This window comes from Actinomadura roseirufa (assembly GCF_900659635.1).
In the GTDB taxonomy this organism is placed as follows: domain Bacteria; phylum Actinomycetota; class Actinomycetes; order Streptosporangiales; family Streptosporangiaceae; genus Spirillospora; species Spirillospora roseirufa.
In genome coordinates this window covers 1-16,151 of the sequence record NZ_CAACVB010000002.1, presented here as the reverse complement: position 1 = coordinate 16,151, position 16,151 = coordinate 1, and the positions used below count along the sequence as shown (strand labels likewise).

General features: G+C 70.7%; 12 protein-coding genes and 1 pseudogene. 6 read left to right on the top strand and 7 right to left on the bottom strand.

The features are described 5' to 3' along the window. Positions 1-106: 106 nt before the first annotated feature. The 3 genes from E1291_RS00585 to E1291_RS00575 all read left to right on the top strand — a co-directional run bounded on the left by E1291_RS00585 (position 107) and on the right by E1291_RS00575 (position 4,163). The gene (locus tag E1291_RS00585; protein WP_131735518.1) at positions 107-2,047 is read left to right on the top strand and encodes a methyltransferase; all 1,941 of its coding nucleotides are present in this window, start codon (positions 107-109) and stop codon (positions 2,045-2,047) included. 155 nt (positions 2,048-2,202) lie between these two features. Further along, on the top strand, positions 2,203-2,805 hold the full coding sequence (locus tag E1291_RS00580; protein ID WP_242613859.1) for a phosphotransferase: 603 nt from the start codon (positions 2,203-2,205) through the stop codon (positions 2,803-2,805). 590 nt (positions 2,806-3,395) lie between these two features. Continuing rightward, positions 3,396-4,163, top strand: coding sequence for an aminoglycoside 3'-phosphotransferase (locus E1291_RS00575; protein WP_242613858.1), 768 nt, complete (start codon positions 3,396-3,398; stop codon positions 4,161-4,163). Positions 4,164-4,281: 118 nt separating this feature from the next. On the opposite strand, the gene E1291_RS00570 is transcribed toward E1291_RS00575, so the two are convergent. The 4 genes from E1291_RS00570 to E1291_RS00555 form a co-directional block, all read right to left on the bottom strand. Further along, complete coding sequence (locus E1291_RS00570; protein ID WP_131735516.1) at positions 4,282-5,274, bottom strand: CU044_5270 family protein; 993 nt, start codon at positions 5,272-5,274, stop codon at positions 4,282-4,284. After that, complete coding sequence (locus E1291_RS00565; RefSeq protein ID WP_242613857.1) at positions 5,261-5,857, bottom strand: RNA polymerase sigma factor; 597 nt, start codon at positions 5,855-5,857, stop codon at positions 5,261-5,263. The genes E1291_RS00570 and E1291_RS00565 overlap by 14 nt, the downstream gene beginning before the upstream one ends. Positions 5,858-6,318: 461 nt before the next feature. After that, positions 6,319-6,750 (bottom strand): PPOX class F420-dependent oxidoreductase, encoded by a 432-nt coding sequence (locus tag E1291_RS00560; protein ID WP_131735515.1) that lies wholly within the window; start codon positions 6,748-6,750, stop codon positions 6,319-6,321. A 61-nt stretch (positions 6,751-6,811) separates the two neighbouring features. After that, on the bottom strand, positions 6,812-7,705 hold the full coding sequence (locus E1291_RS00555) for an NAD(P)-dependent oxidoreductase (RefSeq protein ID WP_131735514.1): 894 nt from the start codon (positions 7,703-7,705) through the stop codon (positions 6,812-6,814). A gap of 279 nt (positions 7,706-7,984) precedes the next feature. On the opposite strand from E1291_RS00555, the pseudogene E1291_RS43045 reads away from it, so the two are divergent. Both E1291_RS43045 and E1291_RS00550 read left to right on the top strand, forming a co-directional pair. Further along, positions 7,985-8,482, top strand: a pseudogene (locus tag E1291_RS43045) (RNA polymerase sigma factor); the annotation flags it as partial. Beyond that, positions 8,475-9,605, top strand: a complete 1,131-nt coding sequence (locus tag E1291_RS00550) for a hypothetical protein (protein WP_207400478.1) — start codon at positions 8,475-8,477, stop codon at positions 9,603-9,605. The pseudogene E1291_RS43045 and the gene E1291_RS00550, both read left to right, overlap by 8 nt. 74 nt (positions 9,606-9,679) lie before the next feature. Here E1291_RS00550 and E1291_RS00545 read toward each other — a convergent pair whose 3' ends face one another. Both E1291_RS00545 and E1291_RS00540 read right to left on the bottom strand, forming a co-directional pair. Continuing rightward, positions 9,680-11,959 (bottom strand): hypothetical protein, encoded by a 2,280-nt coding sequence (locus E1291_RS00545; protein ID WP_131735513.1) that lies wholly within the window; start codon positions 11,957-11,959, stop codon positions 9,680-9,682. Further along, positions 11,956-12,960 carry an AfsR/SARP family transcriptional regulator gene (locus E1291_RS00540; protein ID WP_131735512.1) on the bottom strand — a complete coding sequence of 335 codons (1,005 nt, stop codon included), beginning with the start codon at positions 12,958-12,960 and terminating at the stop codon, positions 11,956-11,958. The genes E1291_RS00545 and E1291_RS00540 overlap by 4 nt, the downstream gene beginning before the upstream one ends. Before the next feature lie 116 nt (positions 12,961-13,076). Here E1291_RS00540 and E1291_RS00535 point away from each other — a divergent pair, with 116 nt between their 5' ends. Then, a complete protein-coding gene (locus E1291_RS00535; protein ID WP_131735511.1) occupies positions 13,077-13,334 on the top strand; it encodes a DUF397 domain-containing protein in 258 nt (85 codons plus the stop codon). Between the two features lie 65 nt (positions 13,335-13,399). Here E1291_RS00535 and E1291_RS00530 read toward each other — a convergent pair whose 3' ends face one another. Then, positions 13,400-14,326, bottom strand: a complete 927-nt coding sequence (locus E1291_RS00530; RefSeq protein ID WP_165494891.1) for a helix-turn-helix domain-containing protein — start codon at positions 14,324-14,326, stop codon at positions 13,400-13,402. Positions 14,327-16,151: the final 1,825 nt, after the last annotated feature.

The following is a 16,151-nucleotide window of genomic DNA, read 5'->3' as shown; positions in this document are numbered from 1 at the left end:
GGAGGCGACCGCCCCCTCGACTCGCCACTGACGCCGATCACGCCGGCTCCTCCGCCGTCCCGAGCGGCCAGTGCGACGCACCCCGAACAAAGCCCGAGGAGAACATATGGAATTCATCCCAGACCTGGCCCCTGATCCGTCCTCCGCCCCGTCGTCCGCCGTCACCGGCATGACCCGTGAGGACGGACGGCGCATCAGGGATGCGATCGACCAGCTGGCCTCGCAGACCCTTGAGGAGGCCCTCACCGACGTGCTGCCCCAGGGCATCGAGCCCGAACTGGTCAAGCTGCTCACCCGCCGCTGCACGATCGATCACGGCAGTTGCCTCGTCTTCGCGTCCGACCTGGACGGCGTCACGGCCTATCTGCGGCGGCGGGGATGCCTGCCGGGGGAACCGATCGCGAGCACCGTGGTCCGGGACCGGCTGGCCGCCCGGTACCGCGTCCCGCCACCGCGGGTGACCATCGTTCACGCCGCCCTCGCCGCCGTCCCCGACCGCGGGCTGGAGGTCTTCTGCGCCGCCCCCGAGGATCTGCCCGCGTCGGCTCCGCGCGACGAGCGGCTGAGGGAGCATGAGTACCACCTCGCGGTACGGCTCACCCGCGCCGACGGCGCGAACCTGGAACACCTGCGCCGGGAGCTGGCCGGCCGGCTGCCGGGGCTCCGGCCCGACGGCGGCGGCTACAACCCCGACCACGGCGAGTCCGGGTGCACCGTGCTGTACTACCGCGCCGAGGGACGGACCACCCGGGGCCGGCCGCGCCGGCTGGAGATCATCACCGCGGGTCACCACCCCCTTCCCTTGGAGCGGCATCTGGCCGGCGGCGTCGAGCTCGTGGGCTTGCCGCCATCGCGCGTGACGCTCCTGGCCGAGCGCGCCGACGCCACCGGAGGCTCCCCGAACGGCGTCAGCGCGGGTACCCCGGACCGCGCCGATGACGACGCGATCGTCCCCAACGACCACGACGATCTCGACGACCCGGACGACCAGGAGGGGCGCGCGCTGCTGCGCCGGCTGACCGGCGCCTGGGTCGCCCAGGCGCTGCGCGTCATGGTCGAGCTCGACCTCCCCGACCACCTCGCCGCCGGGCCCCTGACAGCGGACGAACTCGCCGGGCGCACCCGCACCGACCCGGCCCTGCTGCGCCGGCTCCTGCGAGCCTTAAACCACCCGTGGATCGGCGCGGTCCGCGTCTCGGGCGCCACCGTCGAGCTCACCCCGCTGGGCCGCCGGCTCGGACGCCGCCACCCCAGGGGCATGCGCAACCTGGCCCTGCTCTACGGCGACCTCTTCTACACCAGTTTCGGGGCGCTCATCGACGGCGTCCGCGGGCACAACCCGTTCACGACCGTCTTCGGGCAGCCGCCCTTCGAGTACCTGGCCGACCACCCGCACCAGGGCGGCATCTTCACCCGCGCGATGGCCGAGGGATCGGTCTTCTTCGGCGACATCGCCTCGGCCGTCGACCTCACCGCCGCGCGGACGATCTGCGACATCGGCGGCGGCAACGCCGAACTGCTCGCCCGGCTGCTGACCGCCTACCCCGGCCTGCACGGCACGCTGCTCGAGCGGCCGGACGTCATCGGCGCCGCCCGCGCCAACCTCGACTCGCACCGGCTGACGTCCCGGTGCACCCTCGTGCCGGGCTCGTTCGACGACGGCGACGTCCCGCCCGGCCGCGACGTCTACGTCCTGTCCAGGATCCTGCACGACTGGGACGACCGGACCTGCACCGCGCTCCTGCGGTCGATCCGCACGGTCGCGCGCGCCGACTCGTCCCTTCTGATCGTCGAGCGGCCCCTCCCCGACGACCCCGGCGACTCCTCCGTGGCCTCGCTCTGGGACCTGAACATGCTGTGCAACAACGTCGGCGGCCGTGAGCGCACCCGCGGCGAATACCAGCGCCTCCTGCGGAACGCGGGCTGGCTCCTCACCGGAGAACGACACCTCTCCCTCGACTTCTCGGTGTTGATGGCCTGCCCGGACGCCCCCGACCCCACCGCGGAGAGCTCGCTTCCGGCGGGCCTGTTCAAGTACGCCCGGTGATCAACGCCCCTCGTCCGGACGCGATCGGTGGGTACGCGCGAACATGGACCGTGCCACATCCGGGGACATGAGTACGGCCGATCCCGGTCGAGGGGCGCCGGTGCGCAACGAGCGCCCCACCGGGCCGAGTCCGGCGGACCGGCTCGCAGCTCGTCGTGGCCCATCGCGAGCGCGCGACCCTGCGCGTCGGCGACGTGTTCCTGAAGATCGACGCTGATCGGACGCGCGCCGACGCCGAGGTCGAGGCGATGGCCGGGCACCGATCCCGACCCCGGAGATCCTGTGGCGCAAGCCGCCCGTGCTCGCGCTCGCCGCCCTTCCCGGGGACGGCGCTCGGCCGCCTCGGCGAGCCGTCGGCCGCGTCTCCGGCGGCATGGCGCGCGGCGGGCGCCGCCGCGCGGATGCTGCACGGCGCGCCCCCGCCGCCATGGCCCGGCCGGAGCCTCGACGAGGTGGCGTCGCACCTCGACGGCGAATGCGAGTGGCTCGTCGCCAACGGCGTCCTGCCCATCGACGCGGTCACGCGCAACCGCCGCGTCGCCGAGGCCGCGCTCCGGCCGTGGACACCTGTGTTCACGCACGGCGACCTGCGGGTCACCCACGTGTTCGTCGACGGTGACGAGGTCACCGGCGTGCTCGACTGGTCCGAGGCGGGTCCGGTCGACGCCCTGTTCGACCTCGCCACCTTGACGCTCGGGCACCCCGAACACCTCGGCGACGTCGTCGCCGGTTACGGCACCGCGTCGATCTCGACGTGATCCGCGCATGGTGGTCGTCACGGAGCCTACGAACCGTCCGCCGGCTGATCGAGCACGGCTTCGACCCGTCACCCGAGATCGCCGTACTGAAATCATAGATACCGGACGAAAAATCCCACCGCCCAATGAACCGCGGCACGCTGTACGCGCTTGTTGAAGCCCGGGCGCGCGGGCGGGAGCGTCGCGGCGAAAGTGGCTCTGGAGTGGAACTTCAGCGAACCGAGCTGGCTGCGGGAAGCGCCCGCTCAAGGAGCGGGTGACCTACCTGGACTGCCCACACACGGTGTTCCGGAAGGTTCCGGCTTCCTGCGTCGAGGGGTCGCCTGCCATCCCGGTGCCACGGACGCGCTGCTGGACCGGCTGCTCTTCGACTCTGACCCCGGCGTGGCCGGGGATGCCGCCGCCAACCCTCTGCTGCGGCCGGCGGAGATGTATCGCGTTCTCGCCGCTGCCGGTTTGTGACTCCTGGGGAGTGCCGGAGCCGGCGACCGCGCGGGCGCCTGGAAAACCATTTGTCGCCTGTACGGAGCATCTAGGACGATCGCGGTTTTATGAGCCTTCCTCCCGCTCCTGAGATTCCGACCGGCCCCGTGGACGTTCCCAGCGTCGTCGCAGCGCTCGCCGGTGGCGACACCATCACTCCGGTGTGGTGCAACGAGCTCGGGGGCCTGACGTTCCGGCTTGAGGGCGAGGCGGTCAGATACGTCAAGTGGGTCGCCGCGGGCACGCCGGAGATCGATCTGCACGCGGAGGCCGAGCGGCTGGCCTGGGCGCGCCAGTGGGTGACGGTTCCGCGGGTCATTGAGCACGGCGCCGATGACGAGTGCGCGTGGCTGGTCACGGCGGGGATTCCCGCCCGCTCCGCCGTGGACCCCCGATGGGTCGCCGAGCCGGTGACGGCGGCGGCCGCGATCGGGCGGGGGCTGCGCCTGCTGCACGACACTCTGCCGGTCGAGCGATGCCCGTTCGAGTGGAGCGTCGAGGGGCGGCTGCCCCGCGCCGATGAGCGCATCGCCGACGGGGAGGGACCGGCCGACTGGTCGCCCGAGCACCGGCACCTTGATCTCGCGAAGGCCCGGGAGCGCCTCGGTGATCCACCGGCGATCGACAAGCTCGTCGTCTGCCACGGGGACGCCTGCGCTCCCAACACCCTGGTGCGCGACGACGGCGCGTTCGCCGCGCACGTGGACCTCGGCTCGCTCGGAGTGGCCGACCGGTGGGCCGACCTCGCCGTCGCCGCGTGGAGCCTGGAGTGGAACTTCGGTACGGGGTACGACGGCGGCCTGTACGAGGCGTACGGAATTGCCCCGGACCCCGTGCGCATCGCCTATTACCGCCTGCTCTGGGACATGGCCTGAGCCGTCCGGAACACCCGGCTCGCCGCGGGCCGCTCCTTCATGTCCGCGGCCGGCCGGTGACGAGGCTTCGCCCGGCCGTGGCGAAGCCCCATCAGTGGATCTTCGAGGGTCCGGCCCGTCAGGGGACGACGCGGTACTGGGACGCGGCGGCGGTCTTCACGGTGGCGGTGATGGACAGGGCGGTCTCCTCGTTGATACGCCGTTTCGTCTTGTCGTCCTCCTGGAAGATCTTGGAGATCTCGCGGGTGCCCAGCAGCCGGTAGTCGTTGCGGTCCAGGATCAGCGTGAACTGGCCGTCCGGGCGGCTGATCGCGCCGAGCCCGATCCCGACGCCGTGGCGTCCGGACGCGTCGACGGCGTCACGGTCGAGGGTCACCCCGGGCAGCTTGGCCAGGGCCCGGTAGGCGGCGCTACGGACCTTGGAAGGCAGGGTGGGCATCTGCAACCAGGCTGCGAGGAAGGCCCGGACCTCCTCGGGGGTGGCCTCGGTCGTATGGCCGTCGGCGCCGAGGCCGGGGTGACGGGCCTTGTCCAGAAGCCGGTCGGGGTCGGTCGGCAGCGCGTCGAGCGTCTTCTGAGGCTGGTAGGGGGTCCCCGCGGAGAAGCCGGGACCGCCGTGCAGCTTGAATCCCGGCGGCTCCTGCCCCTGCTTGAAGATGTGAGGCGCCTTACGGGTCTGCTGCATCTTCGCCATCGCTTCCGGTCCCCCCCACGACTGGACCCGATCGGTCCTGAAAGGACCGTCCGGGGACCCGACCTTGATGAGCTGCTCGACGTAGAGGTACTTGCCTCGCGGCACTCTCAGGGCGGGGCTCTTGTCGGCGGCAAGGGCGGCCCGGTTCAGGACGTCCGCGGCGGCTTCGGAGCGCGGCAGGACGGGGTTGGCCCCGTCGTCGCCGGTCTGCAGGACCATCAGGCCGGCGGCCATCGCCACCGCCAGGCCCCCGGCCAGCGCCGTCCGCCGCACGATCACCGGCCGGGCGAACCGGCGGCGCGCCGGGGCGGGCTCGGCGAGGCCCTCCAGGAGCCGCGCCCTGCCCCGCGCCAATCGGTCGGGGGACGGTTCGCCGATCTCCGAGCGGACGGTGCCGACGATGTCAAGCTCGTTCATTCAGGGTCTCCTCGCTGAACACGGTGAGCGGGTTGACGTTCTTCAGGGCGGCGCGCACGTTGCGGCGCGCTCGGTTGAGCCGGGAGCGCACGGTCCCGACGGGGACGCCGAGCGCCTCCGCCGCCTGCTCGTAGGACAGATCGGCCCACGTCACCAGAAGAAGGACCTCACGGTCCTTCCGCGAGAGACGGGCCAGCACGGCGGCCGCGGTCACCCGCACGTCGACCTGGTCGGCCTGGTCGGCATGCGAACCCGTGGACGGATCGCCGCCCGCCCGTGCCATCGCCCGGTACGCGCGCACCTCGGCCCGGCGGTGCCGCGCGATGAGGTTGCCCGCGATCCCGTAGAGCCAGGGCAGCGCCTCCGACCGCGAGGTGTCGAACTTCCGCCGCCGATTGAACGCGGTGAGGAACGTCTCCGCCACCAGGTCGTCGGCGTATCCGTCCCCCAGCCGCCGGGCGATGTACCGGTGCAGCCGAGACGCGTACCGGTCGTACAGCAGCGCGAACGCCTCGGGATCGCGCATCGACCGCCCGATCACCTCCCCGTCGCCGTCGACGGATGTCAGAACCGGTGATGTCACGGGCAGCTCCGATCTTCGTTGTCTGAGCACAACCCCCTTTTCACCGGGCCCCCGAGAAGGTTCGCCCGGTCCGCGAAAGAATTTCCGGGTCCGGGACGGCGTGTACGGCGACCGCGAGAGCGTGGCGTCCGATGCGCCGTGGCCTCCGTGTTGGCGCACGGCGTGTCGTCGTGGCGTCCGCCCGCCGAGTCCCGAGATCCCCATGCCGCTCACCACCCCGTTGAAGGCACCGTCACCTGGCCTTCTACACCAACGACTTGCATCGACGATGCGGTGCCCAGGGGTGCCGTCCCGAGATGGAGACGACCGACGGCAAGAAGCCCGTGAGCCGTCGTGGACGTTCACGGGCCGACGCGCAGGTCGCAGATGCGGGACGGGGCCGGCCGCTGCCGTCCGGGGGGAAGGGGGGCAGCGGCCGGAAATGGTGGCGCGGACGGCCCGTGTGGGCCGCCCGCATACCGTCAGTGGATGTCCTCCCCGTACACATGGTCGACCGTCATCGTCATGAGGACCCTGCGGTCGGACACCATGACCGACCTGTACTCGTCCCAGTCCGGGTGCTCTCCGGCGGCGGTGCGGTAGTAGTGCACCAGTGCCTCGACCTCGGGACCGTGGGGGTCGGTTCCCGGGCCGGTGAGCGTCGCGATGCCTTCGGCGGTCGCCCAGGACCGGCCGTCGGGGCTGGTGACCTCCAGGGTGGCGCGCGGGTCCCGGCGCAGGTTCACCGTCTTGGCCCGGCCTTCGGTCATGGACACGTAGATGACACCGGCCTCCCGGTCGTAGAAGGGCATGACCGGGGAGAGCTGCGGGCGGCCGTCCGACTTGATCGTCGCGAGGATGCCGAGCCGGCTCTCCGCGAGCAGCGCGCGCGGGTCGAAGGACGCGGCGGTCATGCCAGAATCCCGGACGCGATGTGCCTGTTCCCGGCGAGGCGAGGGCGGTGGCGGTTCATGGTCACTTCCCTGCGGGCTTGCGGAAGAGGTCGATCAGGGCCGCGTAGCCGTCGCCGCCGTGCCCGTCGGCCACGGCCCGGTCGGTCAACGCCTTGATGAACTTGGGGAGGTCGGCGTTGACGCCGAAGGCTTCGCTCTCGTGGATGACGTGCTCCATGGCACCCAGATGAGTGTCGATGGTGGAGTCGTGAGCCGGGTAGGAGCCGTCGTCGATCTGCTGCGCGTATCCAGGGATCCAGCCGTTCACGGTCTCGATCGCCTTCCCGAGGATCGGAGCGGCCGTCGTGGCGTCGACGCCGGCCGCGCCCAGCAGGGCCGCGCCGTGCAGGAAGCCATTGAGGATGTTCCACATCAGGCTCAGTACGGCCACGTCGTACAGCGACGACAGACCGTGGTCGGCGCCGAGGTACGTCGTTCCCTCACCGAGGCCCCGCAGAGCCGATTCGTGCTGGTCGAAGGCCGACTGCGGCCCACTGAGGAGGACGACCGCGTCCGCCCCGACGGCCGGCGGGGTCGCCATGATCGCGCCGTCGAGGTAGGCGGCGCCCCGCTTGGCCGCCCACTCGGCGGTCTCCCGGGCTCCCTGCGACGTGCCCGAGGTGAGGTTCACCAGGACGCGGCCGTCGAGGTCCTCGCCGAGCGGGTCGAGAAGCCCGTGCACGGCCTCATAGTCCGAGACGCAGACGACCACGAGCGGGCTGGCGGCGACGGCCTCGCCCACCGAGCCCGCGAGCGTCGCGCCCTGGGCGACGAGCTCCTCGGCCTTCGCCGCCGTGCGGTTCCACACGGTCGTGGGGTACCCGTCGCGCACGAACACCCCGGCCAGCGCCCGGCCCATCAGCCCCAGCCCGATGACCGTCACGGGTGTGCTGTTTGCGTCATGGTTCTGCGGCATGTGCTCTTCTCCAGGTGCGTTGACAGCCGTGGCTGAATCCTCAACGTTCACACCGGTATGAATGTCAAGGAGACGGCGCAGGGCCCGCTTGGACCATGCCGGGGTCGGCCAACGCCGGTGCACCGACCGCCGACCGCTGGGCCGGACCTGTCCCGACCCGGGTCGCGGTGATATTCGGCCGGTTTTGACCACTTCTGAGTGTGACGGGATTGGACGAGCGTACGTCGAGCGGCCGTCGAGCCCGCGGCCCGGGAGCCGACCGGGTGGTTCGACGACCTCTTCGGCCGGTACTTCCCCCGCGTGTACGCCTACGCGGTGACGCGGGTCGGGAGCGCGCAGGCCGAGGAGGTCGCCAGTGAGACGTTCGCCATCGCGTGGCGGCGCCGCGAGATCGTGCCGGACGTCCCGCTGGCCTGGCTGATCGGCGTCGCCCGCAACGTGATCCGCGAGCAGTACCGGGACGCGCTGCGGCAGGACCTGATCGCCGCCGAGCTGACCGCCTGGGCGGCGTCCGCACCGGCCGGCGGCGACGTCGCCGAACTGATCGCCGATCGGGACGCCCTGCTGCGCGGGCTGGCCGCGTTGCCCGAGCGGGACCGCGAGGTCCTGATGCTGCTCGGCTGGCACGGACTGTCCCCACGAGAGGCCGCCGACGTCCTGGGGTGCTCAAGGCCGACGCTCACCATGCGCCTGCACCGCGCCCGCCGCCGCCTCGTCCGCCACCTCGGCGGCGTGTCGTCCGACTCCGGCCCGGAGAGTGGAGGAACCGATGAGTAGGAAGACCGATCTCCTGGCGGCGATGGCGGCCGTCCGGCCGGACCGGCTCGAACCGCCGGACGATCCCGGACGGCTGGCACGATTCCGCGCCATCGCGGCCTCCGGGGAGTCGCCGCGCCGTCGAGCGCGGACGCTGCGACCGGGCGTCGGGTTCCTGCGGCCGAACCGGTACACCGTGGTGGTCACCGGTGCGGCGGCCCTGGTCGCGGGCGCGCTGGTCGTGGCACGGCCAACTGACCACGAGCCGGAGCCGCCGTCGGCGCGGCGGACCCTGCTCGCCGCCGCCACGGCGCTCAGGGACGGCAGCACCCGGACCGGGAGGTACTGGACCGCCGATCTCAGCACCTCCACCACCGTCGACTACGTCGGCGAGACCGCGAATGGGCTGCCCGGGACGACACCGCTGTACCGCTACTCCTCGACCTGTGACGCCCGGCTGTGGGCCGCCCGGTCCGGTCGCGACGCCAGCTGGCTCATCATCGACTCGGTCACCGACCGGAGGCTGAGCAGCGCCGACGAGCGGGCCTGGAAGCGGGCCGGGGCGCCGGGAATCAGCGGCTGCCAGATCTATGACACCAGCATCGGCCTGCACGCCGCCCCGCCCGCGGCGTTCGGCCTGCGACGCACCGTCCGAGCGGGGAAACGGGACGCGCCGACCTATCCGAACATCGGCGGCACCCCGCTCACCCTCGACCAGATCGCCGCGCTGCCCGCCGATCCCACGGCGCTCAAGGCGGCACTGGACAAGCTGTGGGTCCGGCTCACCACATCGACGGGAAGCAGGCCGGGCCAGAAGGCACCGACGTATGCCACCGTGCGGCAGGTCGCCGACCTCCTGGTGAGCGCCCCCACCCCGCCCGCAATGCAGGCCGCGTTGTACCGGGTCCTGGCCGACCTGCCGATTCACCGTAGCCGCGGCACCGTCACCGATCGGCTCGGCCGCCGCGGAGTGGCCTTCTGGTCCGACAACGGCGCCGTCGACCAAAAGCTGATCGTCGATCCGCGGACGGGACACCCGCTCGCCACCGAAAGCTACCTCGCCGGAAGACTCGACACCTTCACCGTCGTCCGCCGCCAGGGCTGGACCAACGCCCTCCCCGTCCTCCCAACCCACCGCCTCTGACAACGAACCAGGAAATACGACCGGCGGAGCGGGGCGGCGCATGCACTACCCGGCAGAACGGCGTCGCGGCCGGGTCAGGTCTCCAGTTCCAGAGGGGAACCCGGCCGCTCGGTCCACGACAACTCCCGCTGCCGATCGAGCTTCTGCTTGAAATCGAGCTGCCGACGCGCCCGGCGGTTGCGCTCCTGGTCGATCCACTCGCGCCCTTCCACCGAGATGGCGTCCAGGTAGTAGAGCACGCCGCTGATCCCCGAATGGTCGATGGCCAGTTCGAAGAGCTTCTCCTTGTCCTCCCTCACTCGGTCGAGGAAGCCCTCGTCGAGGTTCTCGACCACGATCTGGAACTTCTCTCCGCCGACCAGGGAGATCACGATGGCCCGGCCCAGGACCAGAGGGTCACGGCCCCGCTCCTCGGCGGTCTCCGAGCCGTCCGCGAGGGTCACGACCCGGCGGCCGGAGTCGAACTCGATGCTCGCCAGATGCATGCTGGCCGAGGAGATCTGGTCGTACCGGTGCTGCCTGCGGATCTCGCTGCCCAGCGTGCCGTCCAGGAAGTCCAGATCAAAAGTGATCATGCGGAGACCGGTCACGGTGAGCAAGAAGACGATCACTCGGTACCGGGAGTACCGGGGCGGCCCGAACAGCACCCTGGCCCGCAGGCACGGCGCCTTGGCCTCGGTGAGCACCGCGTGGGCCACGATGTCGCGGTTGACGAGCTTGGCGGCCTTCATCGCCCGGTTCTTGATGTGGATCTTGTCGTAGTCCAGCCAGCGGGCCATCTCGGCGTCGGTGGGCGTGTCCTTCAGGTCGTCCAGCGCTCTCTGGTGGGCCGCCAGCTCCTCTTGGTGATCATGCTCGGCCAGCGCCGCCTCGGCCCTGTACACCTCCAGGCGAACCACGCGAACCGCGTAGTCATAGCCGGCCGCCAGACCCGCCGCGGTGAGCACGAGAAGAATTAAGGCAGGCAGGACGAAACCGCCCCAGAGCATCCCGGCCAGGCCACAGACGATCCCCGTGCCCAGAGCAAAAGCCGCTACGAGGGACAGGCTGTCGCTGGGCTCGGCCGGTGACGGGTACAGGTCGATCGGCTCGCCCTTCTCCCACAGCTCCCTTGCCTGCTTCACCCGCCAGGTGATGAGCCAATCGAGCTCACCCACGTAGGCGTCGGAGCCCGCGTAGCGTTGCAGGATGTCGGTTTCGAGCCTGCTTCGCAGTTCCTCGGTGTCCTCCTCCCACCGTCGGCGGTGGTTCGAGCCGGCGAACGTCTCCAGGTCGAAGCACAGCTTCACGAAGGGCCGGACGGACTTGCGGAACTTCTCCTTCCGGGTCAGCTCGGCGCGATGCTTCCGGTCGGCCTCGTAGTCATCGCCCCACAAGAAACGGTCCTCAGGCTCCCCCGGCTCCGGCCGCGACGACGACTCGATGGTGAGGCGGGACGCCGGCCTCGGCCGGCCGTGCCGGCGGTCGGCGGCTGCCGCCCTCCCGCGAGCCACCAGGTACGCGCGGCCGCTGGTCGCCAGCAGGTAGCCGCCGCCCGCCACGCCCACCGCGCAGAGCAGGGCGAGCATCGGGTGGGCGACCATGACGGTGAAGACCACCGTGAGCTGCGCCGCCGCCGCCACGCCTCCCCCGACCTGCGCCACCCGCATGGAGGTGACACTGTCCGGTGGTTCCTCCAGGGTGCGGGCGACCGGTTTGCGCGGCGTGGGAAGGAAGAACTTGTACGCGCGGTCGCCACGGTCACCGTCCAGGCGCAGCCGCCTGACCTCGTCGATGTTCTTCGTGTCCAACCGGTCTTGGATCGCCCCCGCTTTGAGCTGATCCAAGTGCCGGTCGAACTCCTCCCGCCGCTCCTTGGGAAGGCTCTGGTAGTCGTGGATGGTGGCGTCGAGCTCCTCGTCCTCGATGCTGCCGAGTTGCTGCTGGCGGATGAGGCAGTTGATGAGCCGGGTGATGACGTTGAGCCCGCTCAGCCACTCGTCCTGGATCTCCGGGTCGACGATCTCGGAGAGCTGCCTGAGCGCGGAGAACTCGTCCTGGTCGAGGTGGTCGAACGTGCGGTCGCTCAGCACCGCGAGCGCCCAGTAGTAGGCCACCTTGTTGGAGAAGTAACCCTGCTCGACCGCCCTGACGATCAGTTCCTCGGCCCGGCGCGGCATATGCCCGGCCAGCAGGTTGAGCGCGGTCGTGAACCGCTGCTCGCCGGTCGCGCCCTCCGCCACGTCGTAGATGTGGACGTCGCCGTTGAGGACTCCGAACATGCCGCCGACCCGAGCCTGATCGTGCGCCCCGATCGTCACGCCCTCGTTCGCGTCGCCGTCCTTGGCGCCGCCGCTCCTCGCGTCCCCGCTCACCCGTCCGCCTCCGGCACTCTCTCGTCGCGGGCGTCCTTGCCGCCGAGCTCGTCCTTCTCTCCGGGGTCGTTCGCCATGGCGATCGTGATCGGGGCGTGCGCGCTGCCGACCACGGCCCCGACCTCCGCATGGTCGGAAATATTGAAGGTGAACTTCTCCTCGCTCATGGAACTCCCGTCGTCGGTGGGGGTCGTCGTGCGGCGAACAGGGACGAGGACCGGCCGGTCCCCACCCTCGCCGAGCTCTGTGCTGTCGGCCTCGATCAGTTCGGCGGTCCGGCGGAGCCGGCCACCGGCGGGTGCCCCATGGCAGGACCGCGCCGCCTCATTCGCCCGCCGGTAGATCTGGATCGCCCGCTCACGGTGGCCGGTGTGGTGAGAGGCGAGCATCCACAACTCGACGAAGGGCTCGTCGAGAAGGGCCTCCGGCGCCTCGGAGAGCAGTTCGCACGCGTCAAGCGCCTGGGTGTAGCGATGCCGTTCCATGTCGGACCTCAGGCAGTCGACCCAGGCGTCCCTATGCTCCTCGCGCAACTTGTGACGGACGCCGTCCGCCCAGGTACCGGGCAGCCCGCGCAGGGGCTCGCCGCCGCACAACCCGGACACGTTCGCGCCCCATTCGCCGAGTGCCCGGCGGATCAGCTCGGTTCCCTCTCCTTCGCCGATCCGCCGTCCCTCCGACACTCCGGCCCGGAAACGGTGCACGTCCACCTGCTCTGCGACGATCACCAGGCGGTAGGCGTCGTTCGCGCCGGGCACCGGGTCATCGCGCGGGGAAGCCGGTCGCAGCTGGGCACGGAGTTCGGACGCGACGCGCCGCAGGCCGCCGCCGGGAGCACCGTGACTCCACAGGTAATCCTCCAACCGGCTGCGGGGCACCGGACGGCCGCCCGCGAGGGCCAGCACCGCGAGCAGGTGCTGCTGCTGCCGGGTGAGGTCGGCGACCCAGAGGCCGTTCCAGGCCGTCACCCGGCCGAGAAGCTCGACATTGACGGAACTCACGAGGGGACTCCCAACGCACCGGACGCGAACCGATCCCGATCAGCACGCGAACCACGGGCTGTTCTTCTGTGGTCATCCCGCAGGTGGCGGGGGAAAAGATCGAAGGGAACGGGATCATGACCGAGTCGAACGACTGGCCGGAGACGACCTACCAGTGCAACGGCGGCGGCTGCGTGATGGTGGAGAGGATCGCCGGCTGCGTGGTGATCTGGGACAGCAAGAACCCCTACGGGCAGCGCCACGTTTTCAGCGAGCGGGAGTACGCCGAGTTCCGCCGCCGGGTCCAGGACGACGGCTCGGGGCCCGAGTCGCCGACCCGGCTGTCGCGGTTCACCGCGCGGGTCGCGCAGTTCGTCCGGCTGCTGCTCGGCTGAGCGGCGCCGCGGGCCCGGCCGGTCGGCGTGCGGCCGTCCCCCGACCGGCCGGACGCCCCTCACGGTCATGAGACCGGCTCCGTGGGGAGGTCCCGAAGGGCCGTGGCGATCTCGGCGAGCAGGTCACGGGCGGCGTCCCCGTACGTGGCCTGCTTCCGGAGACGCGCCCACTGCCGCCGGTAGACCGCCACGTCGGCGGGATCGGTGATCGTGAGATTGGCGTGGACCGTCTCGACCATGATCAGCGTGGCCGGGTCCGAGGGCTCGGTGAGCTCGTCGAAGATGACGAAGCCATGCGGAACATAGGTCGTGACCGGGGTCGACAGCGGTATGAGGCCGAGAGAGACGTTGCCGAGAGAGGCCACCGAGCCGATCCTGTCGAGCTGGGCGAGAAGGACGTGGACCGGGGCGAGCCTGAGCCGCAGGGCCGCCTCGGTCACCACGAACTCGAAGCGCTGGGCGGGGTCGTACAGCGCCGCCTGCCGCTCCACCCGGCTCGCCACGGCCTGCGCGACGTCCTGCGGCGCGTAGCCGTGCTCGAACACCTCGAACAGCCTGCGGGCGTACCCCGCGACCTGGAGCAGGCCGGGCACGATCGATGGCTCGTACACGAGCTTGACCCTCGCCCGCTGTTCGAGCCGCTGGATGTCGTTCTGCAGGTCGCCGTGGCCGAGCAGCACCGTGCTCCAGGGCCGCACGTCCGTATAGACACTGTCCGCCAGGACGTGCAGCATGGCCGCCGTCTCGTCGGGCGCATCGGTCGCCTCGGCCCATGCCGTCAACTCGGGTCTGGTCGGCAACGCGGTGCTCGCCTCGATGCGGGAGACCTTCGACTGGCTGATCCCCACGTACTCGGCGAGCCGCCGCCCTGACAACCCGGCTCGCTCCCGCAGCCGCCGCAGCTCCGCCGCGAGGCGCAGCCGGTTTCCGAACCCGCCTTCCCGGCTCACCACGACCACGACGCTGACTCGATGTGAATCATCATGGGTCATGACTGTACGCCCGCAAGGTCGGGCACTCGCCGGGGGACGCGGCCCCCGAGCCGCCCCACAGTGCCTCATGCGCAGCACTATATGTCGAGCCCGACGATTTCGAACCGCACCGTCCCAATGTGGACTGATTCAGCATGATTCACAATCAATCATGGAACGGAGCCGTGAGGCCGCGACCGGGGTCACGCGGTGCCGTCAACGCTTCGGCGGGCGAAGGACGACCGGCCGCACCGGCCTCGGTCACGCTGCTCGGCGACCCCAGGCCGGGGCGTCGCCGATCGCCCCGGCCGAGTCCGCCTTTCGGCGAGGTTGGTCAGGATGGGCACCGCCGCCGCGTCGGCGAGGATCACGGCGTGCAGCTCGACGGGGACACCGGCGTCGCGCGCGTCGATGAGGAGGTTGCGACAGCGGCGGACGATGAGGGTCGTGGGACCAGCTCCACGCGAGCGTGCACGATGATGCGGCTGAGCCCGGCGTCATCGGCGTCGATGACCACCGTGTCCCGGCTGGCGCGGAAAACCCCAAAGAACCGCGTCATCGCTGCTTTCGTGGAATAGCGGAAGTTTCCGTCAATTCACATCAGGTCTGGTTCGCGAACAAAACAGCACGTTCCATAACAGCCCCCGTGAGCTGCGCTTATGCCACCACAAGACGTTAATTCTGGGGCGGGACGACCGATAAGCATCCCGGCCCAGTGGCGAGCGCGCTAATGTCCGGCTCAGGCCCGTGTACGACCCATCGCGACACCGGTGCGTGGTGGGTTCACCGCGCGCGGGCCGACCCGGCCGCCCTCAAGGCCGGGCGAAGGAGGGCACGTCAATGGACGAGCCCGGAGCCGTCAACAACGCCGTGACCATGCAGATGGTGTGCGTGGTCTTGGAGCTGCTGCGCTTCGTGGCATGGATCATCATGCTGCTGGCGCGGTGACGGTGGCGGCCTGACGGCCGCGGGGCCTGGTACCGCAGCAAAGCCTGAGGGGGCGAGCGGGTACCAGGCCCCACCTCCGAGAACCTCATCGGAAATTCTCAGAAGCCCTCATCGTAAAGGGCAATTCGTCGCGCCCGCAGTCCCCTTACCAAGACTCTTCCCATTGTTCTGCGTCCCGTGACGCACAAGCCGAGGGGTAGAGGAATACCTCCCGGTACACCTGGCGAGCGGCGTCGGATGGAGGCATCCATTGCGCGGGGTCCAACTGGTTGACCTTGCCGGATACCCGCGCGCAGGAGAAGGGCCGGCGCCTGGCGGTGGGGCCGAGCGTCAGCACCGGAACGCCACGGCCGGGCAGCCGTGACCATGTAGTCGGACGCCCCGCGACCCGACGTCCCGTGCCCCGGGCCACTCGGCCTCAGCGCCACGGGCGATGAGGCGGATGGGGGCGGTGACGGCGCGAGGGCGTGGCGGCGCATGCGCGGGGCCTTTCGGTGGCGGGGTTTTCGCCCCCGAGGGTGCCGCGCCGTCCGGCTCCCCGAAGGGAAATCCCGTCAAGACAGCGCCGCGGACATCTCCCTCTTACCCTCCCGCCAGCATCGCGGACCCTGCGCGCGGTCGCTCCCGTCCCGCTGCTCGACCTCGGGCCGGGATAGTGGACAACCCGGCCGCACCCCCTGCCTCGACATCACCCGACACCGGTTTCCCTCCGACCTTCACAGCGGTCGCCGGCTAAACGGGCACACGGCGAGGGCGGCCACTACGCCGCCGAGTTCTGCCAACGCCGCAATTCGGGACTGGCAAGGAGAATCGGCGGCCGCGCCTTCCTGGCGGTATCTTCCTGGCGGTGTCTCCCAGTTTCGCTGGACGGACCGGCACGGCGATTCCTCCTTCCTGA

Excerpts from the sequence above, each read along its gene's own strand:
- E1291_RS00555 (WP_131735514.1), bottom strand. The coding sequence starts at position 7,705 with ATGCCGCAGAACCATGACGCAAACAGCACACCCGTGACGGTCATCGGG.
- E1291_RS00560 (WP_131735515.1), bottom strand. The coding sequence starts at position 6,750 with ATGACCGCCGCGTCCTTCGACCCGCGCGCGCTGCTCGCGGAGAGCCGG.
- E1291_RS00570 (WP_131735516.1), bottom strand. The coding sequence starts at position 5,274 with ATGAACGAGCTTGACATCGTCGGCACCGTCCGCTCGGAGATCGGCGAA.
- E1291_RS00550 (WP_207400478.1), top strand. The coding sequence starts at position 8,475 with ATGAGTAGGAAGACCGATCTCCTGGCGGCGATGGCGGCCGTCCGGCCG.
- E1291_RS00585 (WP_131735518.1), top strand. The coding sequence starts at position 107 with ATGGAATTCATCCCAGACCTGGCCCCTGATCCGTCCTCCGCCCCGTCG.
- E1291_RS00530 (WP_165494891.1), bottom strand. The coding sequence starts at position 14,326 with ATGACCCATGATGATTCACATCGAGTCAGCGTCGTGGTCGTGGTGAGC.
- E1291_RS00535 (WP_131735511.1), top strand. The coding sequence starts at position 13,077 with ATGACCGAGTCGAACGACTGGCCGGAGACGACCTACCAGTGCAACGGC.